This is a genomic window from Pseudomonas fakonensis (assembly GCF_019139895.1).
Taxonomy (GTDB): Bacteria; Pseudomonadota; Gammaproteobacteria; order Pseudomonadales; family Pseudomonadaceae; genus Aquipseudomonas; species Aquipseudomonas fakonensis.
Map to the genome: position 1 here is coordinate 4,825,756 of NZ_CP077076.1, position 13,602 is coordinate 4,839,357.

Here is a 13,602-nt window from a genome sequence, read left to right on the forward strand (position 1 = left end):
GTCAGACCCTCGAAAAACCGACCATGCCAGTTAAAAACTGTTACCTATGTGCGTGAACTGATTTGTCACCTATGTGGGTGAGTCATACCGCGCAGGGTTTTTGGTTACTTTTTTCCACGAAAAAAAGTAACCCGCCGTAAGGGCGGAAAGGTGAATAAGCGTCACTACAAATAATGAATGCGCATAAAACTATCAAAACCAACCAATACAACTATCAACAGATCAAACGGATCAAACGGAAAATCACCGCGCCTCCATATGCGCAATCATCAACTGCACACTCTCATTCCCCCGAAACTCATTCACATCCAGCTTGTAAGCCAACTCCACCCACCGCACAGTAGGGTTCGGCCAAACCTCCCGGTCCACGCCAAAGGCAATCCCATCCAGCCGCACCGCCCCACACTCGCTCTTGAGCACCACTTTCAAGTGCCGCTCCCCCACCACCCGCTGCTCGACCAGCTGAAACACCCCATGGAACAAAGGCTCAGGAAAGTGCTGCCCCCAAGGCCCGGCATTACGCAAAGCCCGCGCCAGGTCCAGGTGAAACTCCTCCACCGCCAGCACCCCGTCAGACAACAACCGACCGGTCAGGTCCTCCTCACGCAGTTGCCGGCGTACCTCAAGGTCGAACGCCTCGGCAAACGCCGGGAAGTTCGCCTCAGGCAACGACAGGCCAGCCGCCATGGCATGCCCGCCGAACTTGCTGATCAACGCCGGGTGGCGCGCCGCTACCGCATCCAGCGCGTCGCGAATGTGGAACCCCGCCACCGACCGCGCCGAGCCCTTGAGCATGCCGTCGCCGGCATCGGCAAAGGCGATGGTCGGGCGGTGGTAGCGCTCCTTCAGGCGCGAAGCCAGGATACCGATCACCCCCTGGTGCCAGTCGGCGTCGAACAGGCACAGGCCATAGGGCATGGACTCGACCGGCAGGTCCTTGAGCTGGGCCAGCGCCTCGCGCTGCATGCCCTGCTCGATCGACTTGCGGTCCTGGTTCAGGCCGTCCAGCTGCTGGGCCATATCCTGCGCAAGCGCCGCGTCGTCGCACAGCAGGCATTCGATGCCCAGGCTCATGTCGTCCAGGCGGCCGGCAGCATTCAGCCGCGGGCCGAGGATGAAGCCAAGGTCAGTGGAGGTGATCCGCCGGTGATCGCGGCGGGCGACCTCCAGGATGGCCTTGAGCCCCGGCCGGGCACGGCCCGCACGAATGCGCTCCAGGCCCTGGTGGACCAGGATGCGGTTGTTGGCATCCAGCGGCACCACGTCGGCCACGCTGCCCAGCGCCACCAGGTCGAGCAGCTCGCCGATATTCGGCTGCGCCTGTTGCTCGTAACGGCCCAGGCTACGCAAACGGGCACGCAGGGCCATCAGCACATAGAAGATCACCCCCACCCCGGCCAGCGACTTGCTGGGGAACGCGCAGCCAGGCTGGTTCGGGTTGACGATGGCATCGGCATCCGGCAACTGCTGGCCCGGCAGGTGGTGGTCGGTCACCAGCACCTGGAGCCCGGCCGCCTTGGCCGCCGCCACACCCTCGACGCTGGAGATGCCGTTGTCCACGGTGATCAGCAACTGCGGCTGGCGCTGCAGCGCCACCTCGACGATCTCCGGGGTCAGGCCGTAGCCGTACTCGAAGCGGTTAGGCACCAGGTAATCGACATGGGCCGCACCCAGCAGGCGCAGGCCCAGTACGCCAACGGTGCTGGCAGTGGCGCCGTCGGCGTCGAAGTCACCGACGATGAGGATGCGCTGGCGCAGGTCCAGGGCCTGCACCAGCAGGTCCACCGCCGCGTCGATGCCCTTGAGCTGCTGGTAGGGCAACAGCCGTGCCAGGCTCTTGTCCAGCTCAGCCTCGCTCTGCACGCCACGGGCGGCGTACAGGCGGGTCAGCAAGGGGGGCAGGTTGCCCAGCAGGGGCAAGGTCGACGGCAGGGGGCGGGGTTCGATGCGCATGGGGTCTTCGGTAATCAGGTAAAAGTCGACTCAGCGCTCGCCGAGCAGCCACTGCAGCTGCACTTCGTGCTGGCCGCGGTCGTCGGTGACGAAGATCGTGCCTTCGCTGATCATCACGTCCCACTTGATGGTGCGCGGCATGTCGGTGGCCAGCACCTCCAGCACTTCCTGCGGCACTGCGGCGATGCTGAGGTTCTTCAGGCCCTTGACCGCGCCCACCACCTTGCCCTCCCACACCCGCAGGCTGCCGTAGGCCAGCAGGCTGGTGCGCTCGGTGCGGCGCGAGCACCAGGTCAGGCGGTCGGCATCCGGCTGGCCGACTTCGATCCAGTGCAGGATGCGGTCGTCCAGGCTCTTTTCCCACAGGGCGGCTTCGTCGACGTCCGACAGGCCACGGCCGAACGACAGGTTCTCGTTGTACCAGAGGGCATAGGCCAGCAGGCGCACGGCCATGCGCTCCTCGGTTTCCGACGGGTGACGGGCGATGGTCTGGCGCACGCTTTCGTAGACGCCGCGGTCGAGGTCGGTGAGATTGAGTTCGAACTTGTAGGTGGTGGACGGCTGGGCCATGGGCGCGGGCTTCGTTGAAAAGAAAGTCGCACAGTCTAACCGATCCTGCGCCCTCGCGGGCCCGCCGGTCTGCCGGGTTACTGGTTGCCGACTGTCTTGCGCTGCCTGTACCGGCCTCATCGCCGGCAAGCCGGCTCCTACAAGGTTATGCAAGCCCGCACGGTCAGCAGATGACAATGGCCGCCGTATACCTGCCACCGCCCAGCTGTGATACAACCACCGCTCAACGCCCCTCGCCACGGATGCCCCAATGCCCACGCCCAGCAAACCCCTCGCCGGCCTGAAAGTCATCGAGCTTGGCACCCTGATTGCCGGCCCCTTTGCCTCGCGCATCTGCGCCGAGTTCGGCGCCGAGGTGATCAAGGTCGAGTCGCCCGACGGCGGCGACCCGCTGCGCAAGTGGCGCAAGCTGTACGAGGGCACGTCGCTGTGGTGGTTCGTGCAGGCGCGCAACAAGCAGTCGCTGACCCTCAACCTCAAGCACCCCGAAGGCCGCGAGGTACTCAAGCGCCTGCTGGCCGAGGCTGACATCCTGATCGAGAACTTCCGCCCCGGCGTGCTGGAAAAACTCGGCCTGGGCTGGGATGTGCTGCACGCGCTCAACCCGCGCCTGGTGATGGTGCGCCTGTCAGGCTTCGGCCAGACCGGGCCGATGAAGGACCAGCCTGGCTTCGGCGCGGTGGGCGAGTCCATGGGCGGGCTGCGCTACATCACCGGCTTCGAGGACCGCCCGCCAGTGCGCACCGGCATCTCCATCGGCGACTCCATCGCTGCGCTGTGGGGGGTGATCGGTGCGTTGATGGCCCTGCGTCACCGTGAAGTGAACGGCGGCCAGGGCCAGGTGGTGGACGTGGCGCTGTACGAGGCGATCTTCGCCATGATGGAAAGCATGGTGCCGGAGTTCGACGTGTTCGGCTTCATCCGCGAACGCACCGGCAACATCATGCCGGGCATCACCCCCTCGTGCATCCACACCACCGCCGATGGCCGCCATGTGCAGATTGGCGCCAACGGCGATGCCATCTTCAAGCGCCTCATGCAGGCCATCGGCCGCCACGACCTGGCCGACGACGCCAGCCTGGCCTGCAACGATGGCCGCGACGCCCGCCGCGACGAGCTGTACGGGGTGATCGACCGCTGGGCCAACAGCCTGCCGCTGACCGAGGTGATGCAGGTACTGAACGCCGCCGAAGTGCCGGCCAGCCGTATCTATTCGGCCGAGGACATGTTCAGCGACCCGCAGTACCTGGCCCGCGAGATGTTCCTGCAGGCCAAGCTGCCGGACGGCAAGCCGTTCAAGATGCCCGGCATCGTACCCAAGCTGTCCGACACGCCGGGCTCGGCCGACTGGGTGGGCCCGGAGTTGGGCGAGCACACCGCCAGCGTACTGGGTGGGCTGGGTTACGACGCAGCCGCCATCGCCCGCCTGCGTGAGAGCGGCGCGGTCTGACCGCGCACGGCCCCATGCGCAGCCTTCGCCTGATCGCCCTCGCCGCCCTGCTGCTAAGCGCCCTTGCCGTGCAAGCCGGCGAAGCACGCGAGCGCCTGCTGTGGCTGATACGCGACCTGCCGCCGTTCACCATTTTCGAAGGCCCGGCCAAGGGCCAAGGCGTGGTCGACCAGATGCTGCCGCTGCTGATGGCGCAGATGCCCGAGTACGACCACAGCATCGTGCGGGTCAACCGCGCCCGCGGCATTCAAATGCTCCAGGAAGGCAACTTCACCTGCGACCCCAGCCTGCTGTGGACGGCAGAACGGGCCAAGTACGTGTACTTCTCCAAACCCGTGCTGGCAGCCCTGAGCAGCGGCCTGGTGGTGCGCAGGCGAGACCAGGCGCTGCTGGCCCCCTACCTCGACCAGCACCAGGTCGACCTCGGCCAACTGCTGGCCGGCACCCAGCTGAAGCTGGGCATCGTCGCCGAACGCAGCTACAGCACACAGGTGGACGCGATCCTGCGCCAACTGCCCGACAGCGCCTTGAGCCGCCACTACGGTAACGAAGCCACGGCGAGCCTGCTGCAAATGCAGCAACTGGGCCGCCTGCAACTGGTGCTGGGTTACTGGCCGGAAATTCGCTACCTGATCCAGCAGCAAGGTGGCTCGCTCGACGGCTATGCGTTCTACCCGATCAAGGGGGTGGACCACTATCAGTTCCTGCGCGTGGGTTGCGCCGACACGCCGCTGGGGCGCCAGGCCATCGCCCATATCGACCGGCTGCTGCCGGAGTTGGGCCGCGACACCCTCCCCGCCCTGTACGCCCGCTGGCTCGACCCGAACCAGCAGGTCGATTATCTGGAGCAGGCCAGGCACCTGTTCGAGGCGGCCCCCAGCCTCAGCACCCAGCCCTGAAACAGGCAAAAAGAAACCCCGGACGCTGGGGAGGACGGCCGGGGTCAAGCGAAAGCCTCTGAGGCTTCCCGGGGCAACCTGACACTACCGGAGCAAAGCACCGTCAGACTGCCCTTGCTGATTCAGATGCGCCTGTCAGGCAAAGGTTCCCTGGGGCTGGCGTTGGTGCTGCAAGGCAGCGATCACACAGGGTTGCAGGCGCCCCTCGGCGATTTGCAGGTCACGGTGCAGGCCGTCGACCAGGTCGACCAGCAACTGCTGCTCCAGCAACTGACGCGCTGCGACCTTGCGCTGCAAGGTGAGCGTGCCGTGTTCGTCGTGGAGTGTCAGTTGGCGGCTGCCATCGCTGTCGATGAGGCCGAGGGTGGCGTGGTAAGGGGTCAGGGCATCGTTGAGCAGTCTGCAGATTCTTTCCATCCGGAACACTCGCTGGCAGGTGGACATATGGGAACTGACCATCGAGCCCGTGGGAAAGTTCGCCCTACCGGCCCGCCCTACCGAGCATGCGCGGGCAGTGTGACAGTTTGCAGGCAGCGCCCTGCCCTGCTTACAGACGGGCCAGGGCCTTTTCCAGGGCCACGGTCGACACCGGCCAGGGCAGCTCGCCCACCACCCGAAAACCTCGCCTGCGGGCTTCCAGGGCCATGTCGTGGCGTTTGTCGTCGACCTGGCCGACGAACAGCAACGCCCGTGGCGCAGGCTGGGCCTGCAAGTGCTGGAGCAAGGAAAGGGCGCAGGGTTCAGGCATGCCGTGGTCGAGTACCAGTACATCAACGGTACGCTCACGGCCCAGGCAGGCGGCGGTATTGACCAGGTCGTCGCTCAGCCGCACGTTGAACACGCCCTGGGCATTGAAGGCCTGGTGCAGGGGGATCTGGTGGAAGGGGCGGGCTTGGTGGATGAGCACGTGGAGGCTGCGCATGGGCTTCTCCGGGCAGAGGTGAAACCTGCACTCTAGGGATGGCCATGCGCCGGCTGAATAGGAAATATCCGAGAAAGCGCCGGGTATTTTCTCGAATATTGGGGCTGCTTTGCAGCCCATCGCGGCCCAAGGCCGCTCCTACAGGGTTCGTACGCCCTCTGTAGGAGCGGCCTTGTGCCGCGATGGGCCGCAAAGCGGCCCCGGCGGTGCATGCCTTACAGCGGCTTACCGCGGTTACCGTGCTGGCTGACGAAGGCCTGTACGGCTTTCAGGTCGTTGGCCAGTACCGTGCAGCGCTCTTCGCGGCTGAACAGGTCGCTGAGGTGGGCTGGCAGCTCCAGCGCCTTGCCGACGCCGGCCTTTTCCACTGCCTCGGGGAACTTGACCGGGTGCGCGGTACCCAGCACCACCATTGGCGTGTCCAGGCTGCGGCGGCACTCGCGGGCAGCCTTGACGCCGATGGCGGTGTGCGGGTCGAGCACCTCACCGGTGCTGGCGAACACTTCGGCGATGGTCTCGCAGGTTTGCTCGTCGGTGACGGCCAGCGAGTCGAACAGCTTGCGTGCTTCGGTCCAGCGGTCCTGCTCGACGCTGAAGCCGCCACCTTGCTTGAAGGTAGCCATCAGTTCGGCAACCGCTGCGCCATTGCGCCCATGCAGGTCGAACAGCAGGCGCTCGAAGTTGGACGAAACCATGATGTCCATGGACGGCGACAGGGTCGGGTGCAGGGCATCCTTGACGTACTGGTTGCCGCTCATGAAGCGGTGCAGGATGTCGTTGCGGTTGGTGGCCACCACCAGCTGGCTGATCGGCAGGCCCATGTTGCGCGCCAGGTAACCTGCGAAGATGTCGCCGAAGTTGCCGGTCGGCACCGAGAACGCCACCGAACGGGCCGGGCCGCCCAGCTGCAGGGCTGCATGGAAGTAGTAGACGATCTGGGCCATGATCCGCGCCCAGTTGATCGAGTTCACTGCCACCAGGCGTGTGCCCTTGAGGAACGACTGGTCGGCGAAGCTGGCCTTGACCATTTCCTGGCAGTCGTCGAAGTTGCCTTCGATGGCGATGTTGTGGATGTTGTCACCGAGGATGGTGGTCATCTGCCGGCGCTGAACTTCCGACACACGCTGATGCGGGTGCAGGATGAAGATGTCGACGTTGTCGCAGCGGCGGCAGCCTTCGATGGCGGCCGAACCGGTATCACCACTGGTGGCACCGACGATTACCACGCGCTCGTTGCGCTTGACCAGCACGTGGTCGAGCAGGCGGCCGAGCAGTTGCAGGGCGAAATCCTTGAACGCCAGGGTCGGGCCGTGGAACAGCTCCATCACCCACTCGTTGCCGTTGAGCTGGCGCAGCGGCGCCACCGCGGCGTGGGCGAAGTTGCCGTAGGTTTCTTCGAGGATCTTCTTGAAGTCGGCGTCAGCGATGCTGCCGGTGACGAACGGGCGCATCACCCGGAAAGCCAGCTCGTGGTATGGCAGGCCGGCCCAGGAGGCGATTTCTTCCTGGGTGAAGCGTGGCAGGTTCTCGGGAACGTACAGGCCGCCGTCGGTGGCAAGGCCGGCCAGCAGCACGTCTTCGAAGTTCAGGGCCGGAGCCTGGCCGCGGGTACTGATATAGCGCATGGGTGCAAACCTTCGATGCTGGGCGCGGGCCGCCGTCGCGGCCCGCCGCCGGAATTAATTGAGCTGTTCGACGCGGATGCGTACAACCGGGCCAACCACGTCCTGCAGGGCTTCCAGGGCGACGATGGCATCGTTGATGCGCTGCTCGACCACACCGTGGGTCAGCAGGATCATCGGCACCAGGCCGTCCTGCTCCTCGGCTTCCTTCTGCATGATCGACTCGATGTTGATGCCGCGCTCCGAGAGGATGCTGGCCACCTGGGCAAGCACGCCCGGGTGATCCTTGGCCTGGATGCGCAGGTAGTAGGCGCTTTCGCAGGCTTCGATCGGCAGGATCGGGTGAGCCGACAGCGAGTCTGGCTGGAAGGCCAGGTGCGGCACGCGGTTTTCAGGGTCGCTGGTCATGGCGCGGACCACGTCCACCAGGTCGGCCACCACCGAGGACGCGGTCGGCTCCATGCCGGCGCCGGCGCCGTAGTACAGGGTCGAGCCTGCAGCGTCACCATTGACCATCACCGCGTTCATCACGCCGTTGACGTTGGCGATCAGGCGATCAGCCGGGATCAGCGTCGGGTGCACGCGCAGCTCGATGCCTTCGGCGGTGCGACGAGCCACACCCAGGTGCTTGATACGGTAGCCCAGGGCTTCGGCGTAGTTCACGTCAGCGGTGGTCAGGCGGGTGATGCCTTCGGTGTAGGCCTTGTCGAACTGCAGCGGGATGCCAAAGGCGATGGACGCCAGGATGGTCAGCTTGTGCGCGGCATCGATGCCTTCGACGTCGAAGGTCGGGTCGGCTTCGGCATAACCCAGCGCCTGGGCTTCGGCCAGCACGTCGGGGAAGGTGCGGCCCTTCTCGCGCATTTCGCTGAGGATGAAGTTGCCGGTGCCGTTGATGATGCCGGCCAGCCAGTTGATGCGGTTGGCCGACAGGCCTTCGCGGATCGCCTTGATAACCGGGATGCCACCGGCCACGGCCGCCTCGAAGGCGACGATGACGCCCTTCTCGCGGGCCTTGGCGAAGATCTCGTTGCCGTGCACGGCAATCAGCGCCTTGTTGGCGGTGACCACGTGCTTGCCGTTTTCGATGGCCTTGAGCACCAGGTCACGGGCGATGGTATAGCCACCGATCAGCTCGATGACGATGTCGATTTCGGGATTGGTCGCGACTTCGAACACATCAGCGGTAATGGGGGTACCGGTAATCTGGCAGTTCGGGTTCTGCGAGCGCATGGCAATCTGTGCCACTTCAATACCGCGCCCGGCACGGCGGGCAATCTCCTCGGCGTTGCGCTGAAGTACATTGAAGGTACCGCCACCGACGGTCCCCAACCCACAGATGCCTACTTTGACCGGTTTCACTGTGAACTCCCCATTGAACGGCCGGCACCTGCGCCGACCGTGAAACATGCCGTCACCCCATGACGACGGCGTACTGAATTGGTTACTTGGCTGCTTGTTGCTGGCCAGCCAGGACCAGCTTGGCCACTTGCGGTGCCGGCTGGTAGCCCGGAATCACCTGACCGCTTTCCAGCACGATGGCCGGCGTGCCGTTGACGCCGATCGACTGGCCCAGGGCAAACTGCTTGCCCACCGGGTTGGTGCACTTGGCGGCCTTGATTTCTTTACCCTCGACCATCTTGTCCATCGCCGCGCGGCGGTCGCTGGAGCACCACACTGCCTGCAACTGCTCGTCACCCGGCGAGCCCAGGCCCTGGCGCGGGAACGCGACGTAGCGCACCTCGATGCCGCGCTTGTTCAGCTCGGGCACTTCGGCGTGCAGCTTGTGGCAGTAGGGGCAGGTGGTGTCGGTGAACACGGTGATGTGCGACTTGGTCTCGCCCTTGGCCGGGTACACAACCATCTCCGCAGCCGGGATGCCGTTGATCAGCTTGGCGATGCCCTGGCGTTCGGTTTTTTCGGTGAGGTTGACCGGTTTGCCGTCCTGGATCTGGAACAGGTAGCCCTGCATCACGAACTGGCCGTCGGCGCTGGCGTAAAGCACTCGGCCGCCTTGCAGCTTGACCTCGTACAGGCCGTTGAGCGGGCTGCTGGCAACGCTTTCGACCGGCACTTCCAGCGACAGGTTCTGCAACGATTTGCGGATCGCCTGTTCGGCGTTGGCATTGCCATCGCTGGCCGCGGCGGCGGCAAAGGTACTGGCCAGCGCCAGGGCGGCGGCGGCGAAAATCTGGGTCACGCGCATGGGGAACTCCTGAGGGCGGACGGGGCCGACGGGGCATGCCTGCGGGGTGAAACGCGGCGTTCGGGCGGCCCTTGCAACAAACCGCCCAAGCCTACCACAACACAGGCCCGCAGAATGGCCCCCCATGCACCAGTCGGCGGAACATGAATATCATTCATCCACGCGGGTGGTGCTGGGCGTGCAGCTGCTGCAGGCGGGCCTTGGCCACGTGAGTGTAAATCTGTGTGGTAGACAGGTCGCTATGGCCAAGCAGCATCTGCACCACGCGCAGGTCGGCGCCGTGGTTGAGCAGGTGGGTGGCGAAGGCGTGGCGCAGGGTGTGCGGCGACAGCGGCTTGTCGATGCCGGCCACCCGTGCATGGTGCTTGATGCGGTGCCAGAAGGTCTGGCGGGTCATCTGCTCGCCGCGCTGGCTGGGGAACAGCACATCGCTGGGGCGGCCATTGAGCAGTTCGGCGCGGCCGTCGCGCACATAGCGCTCGATCCACACCACCGCTTCTTCACCCATGGGCACCAGGCGCTCCTTGCTGCCCTTGCCCATCACCCGCAGCACGCCCTGTCGCAGGTTGACCTGATCGAGGGTCAGGCTGACCAGCTCGGTGACCCGCAGGCCACAGGCATACAGCACCTCGAGCATGGCGCGGTCGCGCTGGCCGATGGCCTCGCTGCGGTCTGGGGCCTGCAACAGGGCCTCTACGTCGGCTTCGGACAACGACTTGGGCAGCGGGCGACCCAGTTGCGGCATGTCTACCTGCAGTGTCGGGTCGACGCCGATCATGCGTTCGCGCAGCAGGTAGCGGTAAAAGCCACGCACGCCGGACAGAAAGCGCGCCGTCGAGCGCGGCTTGTACGCCTGGTCGAAGCGCCAGGCCAGGTGATCGAGGATCAACTCGCGGCCGGCGTCGGGCAACGCCACGCCTTTTTCCTGCAGCCAGCCGTTGAACAGGGCCAGGTCACTGCGGTAAGAGGCGCGGGTGTTGTCGGACAGGCCTTTTTCCAGCCACAGGGCGTCGAGGAACTGGTCGATCAGGGGGTGGTCGAGGGCGGGCATGCGCAGCTGCTGGATATTGGAGGTGGGCCTAGTGTTTCACAACGGCTTGGGAGTTGTCGTGATCAATAGGACCTTGATCGGCCGACGCTGCTCTTGTGGGAAGCGGCCTTGCCGGGGCGCCGTCCGGTCGAGATGGGGCGCGAAGCGGCCCCAAGGCCTCGGCCTCATGCAAAATTGCCGGGGCTGCTGCGCAGCCCATCGCGACACAAGGCCGCTTCCCACAGGGGCCGCGGTGCATCTGTGAGACCAGCTCTCTGCGCGACAGCGCAGCCCGCAGGACTGGGTGATCTCCTACAGGGACAACACAGCTTCGCAACCACTCATGCCTGCGGCAACACCGGCACCGGGCGCTTGTCCTCGTCGATGGCGACGAAACTGAACACCCCGTGGATGGCCCGCTCGCGGCCGTCGAGGTACATGTTCTCGACGAACACATCCACCTGCACCTGCAGGCTGGTGTTGCCGACTTTCACCACCGTGCCGACCAGCTCGACGATGGTGCCGGCCGGGATCGGGTGCTTGAAGTCGATGCGGTCGGTGGAAACGGTCACCAACGGCAGGCGGCAGAAGCGCGTGGCGGCGATGAACGAGACTTCGTCCATCCAGGCCAGGGCAGTGCCGCCGAACAAGGTGTTGTGGTGGTTGGTGGTGTTGGGGAATACCGCTTTGGTCACGCGGGTCACCGACAGTTCGGTGCGGCGCTGGATTTCCTGGTCGCGGGAGGTGGTCATGGGCAGGCTCGCAAGGATGAAGGTGGGCCAGAAAGCAAAAAAGCAGCCCGAAGGCTGCTTTTTTCTCGCAAGGTGGCCTAGGCCACCCGGCAAACTGTCATCAGGACAGTTTTTCCTTGATGCGAGCGGCTTTGCCGGACAAGTCGCGCAGGTAGTACAGCTTGGCTTTACGCACGTCACCACGACGTTTCACGGCCAGGCTGTCGATCTGCGGGCTGTAGGTCTGGAAGGTACGCTCTACGCCAACGCCGCTGGAGATCTTGCGCACGGTGAAGGCGCTGTTCAGACCGCGGTTACGCTTGGCGATAACGACGCCTTCGAAAGCCTGCAGACGCGAGCGGTCGCCTTCCTTCACTTTAACCTGGACGACAACGGTGTCGCCTGGTGCGAAGGTAGGGATCTCTTTGCTCATCTGTTCAGCTTCGAGCTGCTGGATGATCTTGTTGGTCATGCTGTGCTCCTAAGATGGATACGCGATCCACCATCGATACGTTTAACTATCGTCCCGCTCGCGGAGATATTCCTCGAGCAGCTTCTTCTCTTCTCCAGAAAGCGAGCGACTTTCCAGAAGATCGGCGCGTCGTTCGAAGGTCCTACCAAGGGACTGCTTCATCCGCCAACGCCGGATATGTGCATGGTTGCCACTTAGCAACACGTCGGGAACACGCTGATCCGCATACACCTCAGGTCGGGTGTAGTGCGGGCAATCCAGCAGACCGTCGGTGAAAGAGTCTTCCTCCGCCGAGTCCACATGCCCTAAAGCTCCGGGCAGCAGCCGTGTAACCGCATCGATCAGTACCATGGCCGGCAGCTCGCCACCGGAAAGCACATAGTCACCAATCGACCACTCCTCATCGACATGAGCCTCGATAAAGCGCTCGTCGATGCCTTCATAACGACCGGCGATCAGGATCAACGATTCCTGTTCGGCCAGGCCTTTGACCGCCTGCTGAGTCAGCTTGCGGCCTTGTGGCGAAAGGTAGATCACCTTTGCCGCAGCTCCAGTCGCCTGCCTGGCGCTAACCAGGGCGTCTTCCAGAGGCTTGATCTTCATCACCATGCCCGGACCACCGCCAAACGGCCGATCATCCACGGTGTGGTGGCGATCTGTGGTGTAGTCCCGCGGGTTCCAGCAGGTCACTTGCAGCAACCCCTGTTTCACCGCGCGGCTGGTAATGCCGTACTCCGTGATGGCCGAGAACATCTCGGGGAACAACGTGATGACGTCTACGCGAAGGTTACCCATCGTTTAGAAGTCCGCGTCCCACTCAACCCGCATCACGCCTGCTTCCAGGTCGATGTCGAGCACGCATTGCGCCGTATAGGGCAACAGACGCTCGCGATCATCCAGGCTGCCTGCGCAGGGTTTGACCACCATTACATCGTTCGCGCCGGTCTCCAACAGGTGATCGATCGTGCCGAACAGCTGTTCGTCCTGATTGATGACCTTCAGGCCCACCAACTGGTACCAGTAGTACTCGTCAGCTGCCAGGTTGGGCAAAAGGCTGCGCGGGATGCAGATTTCGAAGCCGCTCAGAAGACGGGCTTCTTCACGATCATCGAGGCCTTTCAATTTAACGACCAGACCCTTTGCAGAGCCACGACCGTTGACCAGCTCGACCTGTTTTACCTTGCCTTCGTGCCGTAGCGTCCAGCGCGGGTAATCCAACAGGTTTTCAATCGGATCGGTAAAGGAAAACACCTTCACCTCGCCGCGAACGCCGTGAACCGAAAAAATCTTGCCAACGACGATCAGGTCGTCAGCCTTTTCTGGCGTCGCGTTCATACTGCTCAGGCTGCGGCCTTGGCAGCTTCCTTCAGCAGCTGAGCAACACGCTCAGACGGCTGCGCGCCCTGGCTCAGCCAGTAGGTGACGCGTTCCTGGTTGACCGACAGCTTGACTTCGGCGCCCGATGCGATCGGGTTGAAGAAGCCTACGCGCTCAACGAAACGGCCGTCACGGGCGTTACGCGAGTTGGTCACGGTCAGGTGGTAGAAAGGGCGCTTTTTCGAGCCGCCACGGGCAAGACGGATGGTTACCATGTGAACATCGTTCCTATAGTCGGTGCTGCAAAACTGAATGCCCAATGGGCACACGGGTGCCCAAAAGGCCGCATATTCTCGGGGAATACACGGACATTTGCAAATGCCTTTTTCGGCGAGCGCCTGGCCCACCGTTCAGTCCTGCCGGTTGAAGC

The 13,602-nt window shown here is 64.0% G+C and carries 15 protein-coding genes; 2 read left to right on the plus strand and 13 right to left on the minus strand.

The window, feature by feature from the left end; translation table 11 throughout:
• Nucleotides 1-243 precede the first annotated feature (243 nt).
• Complete coding sequence (gene recJ, locus KSS94_RS21280; protein ID WP_217840031.1) at nucleotides 244-1,953, minus strand: single-stranded-DNA-specific exonuclease RecJ; 1,710 nt, start codon at nucleotides 1,951-1,953, stop codon at nucleotides 244-246.
• A gap of 30 nt (nucleotides 1,954-1,983) precedes the next feature.
• The gene (locus KSS94_RS21285; protein ID WP_217840032.1) at nucleotides 1,984-2,523 is read right to left on the minus strand and encodes a YaeQ family protein; all 540 of its coding nucleotides are present in this window, start codon (nucleotides 2,521-2,523) and stop codon (nucleotides 1,984-1,986) included.
• Nucleotides 2,524-2,773: 250 nt separating this feature from the next.
• On the opposite strand from KSS94_RS21285, the gene KSS94_RS21290 reads away from it, so the two are divergent.
• Complete coding sequence (locus tag KSS94_RS21290) at nucleotides 2,774-3,973, plus strand: CaiB/BaiF CoA transferase family protein (RefSeq protein WP_217840033.1); 1,200 nt, start codon at nucleotides 2,774-2,776, stop codon at nucleotides 3,971-3,973.
• Between the two features lie 14 nt (nucleotides 3,974-3,987).
• Entirely contained in the window at nucleotides 3,988-4,872 is an 885-nt protein-coding gene (locus KSS94_RS21295) for a TIGR02285 family protein (RefSeq protein WP_217840034.1), read from the plus strand.
• Between the two features lie 135 nt (nucleotides 4,873-5,007).
• On the opposite strand, the gene KSS94_RS21300 is transcribed toward KSS94_RS21295, so the two are convergent.
• The 11 genes from KSS94_RS21300 to rpsP all read right to left on the minus strand — a co-directional run bounded on the left by KSS94_RS21300 (nucleotide 5,008) and on the right by rpsP (nucleotide 13,447).
• Entirely contained in the window at nucleotides 5,008-5,289 is a 282-nt protein-coding gene (locus tag KSS94_RS21300) for a DUF3509 domain-containing protein (protein WP_217840035.1), read from the minus strand.
• Nucleotides 5,290-5,419: 130 nt separating this feature from the next.
• Complete coding sequence (locus KSS94_RS21305) at nucleotides 5,420-5,794, minus strand: histidine kinase (protein WP_367617174.1); 375 nt, start codon at nucleotides 5,792-5,794, stop codon at nucleotides 5,420-5,422.
• A gap of 215 nt (nucleotides 5,795-6,009) precedes the next feature.
• Nucleotides 6,010-7,419, minus strand: a complete 1,410-nt coding sequence (gene thrC / locus KSS94_RS21310; RefSeq protein ID WP_217840036.1) for a threonine synthase — start codon at nucleotides 7,417-7,419, stop codon at nucleotides 6,010-6,012.
• Between the two features lie 54 nt (nucleotides 7,420-7,473).
• A complete protein-coding gene (locus KSS94_RS21315; RefSeq protein WP_217840037.1) occupies nucleotides 7,474-8,778 on the minus strand; it encodes a homoserine dehydrogenase in 1,305 nt (434 codons plus the stop codon).
• An 82-nt stretch (nucleotides 8,779-8,860) separates the two neighbouring features.
• Nucleotides 8,861-9,622 carry a DsbC family protein gene (locus tag KSS94_RS21320; RefSeq protein ID WP_217840038.1) on the minus strand — a complete coding sequence of 254 codons (762 nt, stop codon included), beginning with the start codon at nucleotides 9,620-9,622 and terminating at the stop codon, nucleotides 8,861-8,863.
• Nucleotides 9,623-9,776: 154 nt separating this feature from the next.
• A complete protein-coding gene (xerD, locus tag KSS94_RS21325; RefSeq protein ID WP_217840039.1) occupies nucleotides 9,777-10,673 on the minus strand; it encodes a site-specific tyrosine recombinase XerD in 897 nt (298 codons plus the stop codon).
• 320 nt (nucleotides 10,674-10,993) lie between these two features.
• Nucleotides 10,994-11,404, minus strand: a complete 411-nt coding sequence (locus tag KSS94_RS21330; protein WP_217840040.1) for an acyl-CoA thioesterase — start codon at nucleotides 11,402-11,404, stop codon at nucleotides 10,994-10,996.
• Between the two features lie 100 nt (nucleotides 11,405-11,504).
• Complete coding sequence (gene rplS, locus KSS94_RS21335; RefSeq protein ID WP_011535315.1) at nucleotides 11,505-11,855, minus strand: 50S ribosomal protein L19; 351 nt, start codon at nucleotides 11,853-11,855, stop codon at nucleotides 11,505-11,507.
• A gap of 42 nt (nucleotides 11,856-11,897) precedes the next feature.
• Nucleotides 11,898-12,650 carry a tRNA (guanosine(37)-N1)-methyltransferase TrmD gene (trmD, locus tag KSS94_RS21340; protein ID WP_003252146.1) on the minus strand — a complete coding sequence of 251 codons (753 nt, stop codon included), beginning with the start codon at nucleotides 12,648-12,650 and terminating at the stop codon, nucleotides 11,898-11,900.
• Nucleotides 12,651-12,653: 3 nt separating this feature from the next.
• A complete protein-coding gene (gene rimM / locus KSS94_RS21345; RefSeq protein ID WP_217840041.1) occupies nucleotides 12,654-13,190 on the minus strand; it encodes a ribosome maturation factor RimM in 537 nt (178 codons plus the stop codon).
• 5 nt (nucleotides 13,191-13,195) lie between these two features.
• On the minus strand, nucleotides 13,196-13,447 hold the full coding sequence (gene rpsP, locus KSS94_RS21350) for a 30S ribosomal protein S16 (RefSeq protein WP_011535318.1): 252 nt from the start codon (nucleotides 13,445-13,447) through the stop codon (nucleotides 13,196-13,198).
• Between the last annotated feature and the right edge of the window lie 155 nt (nucleotides 13,448-13,602).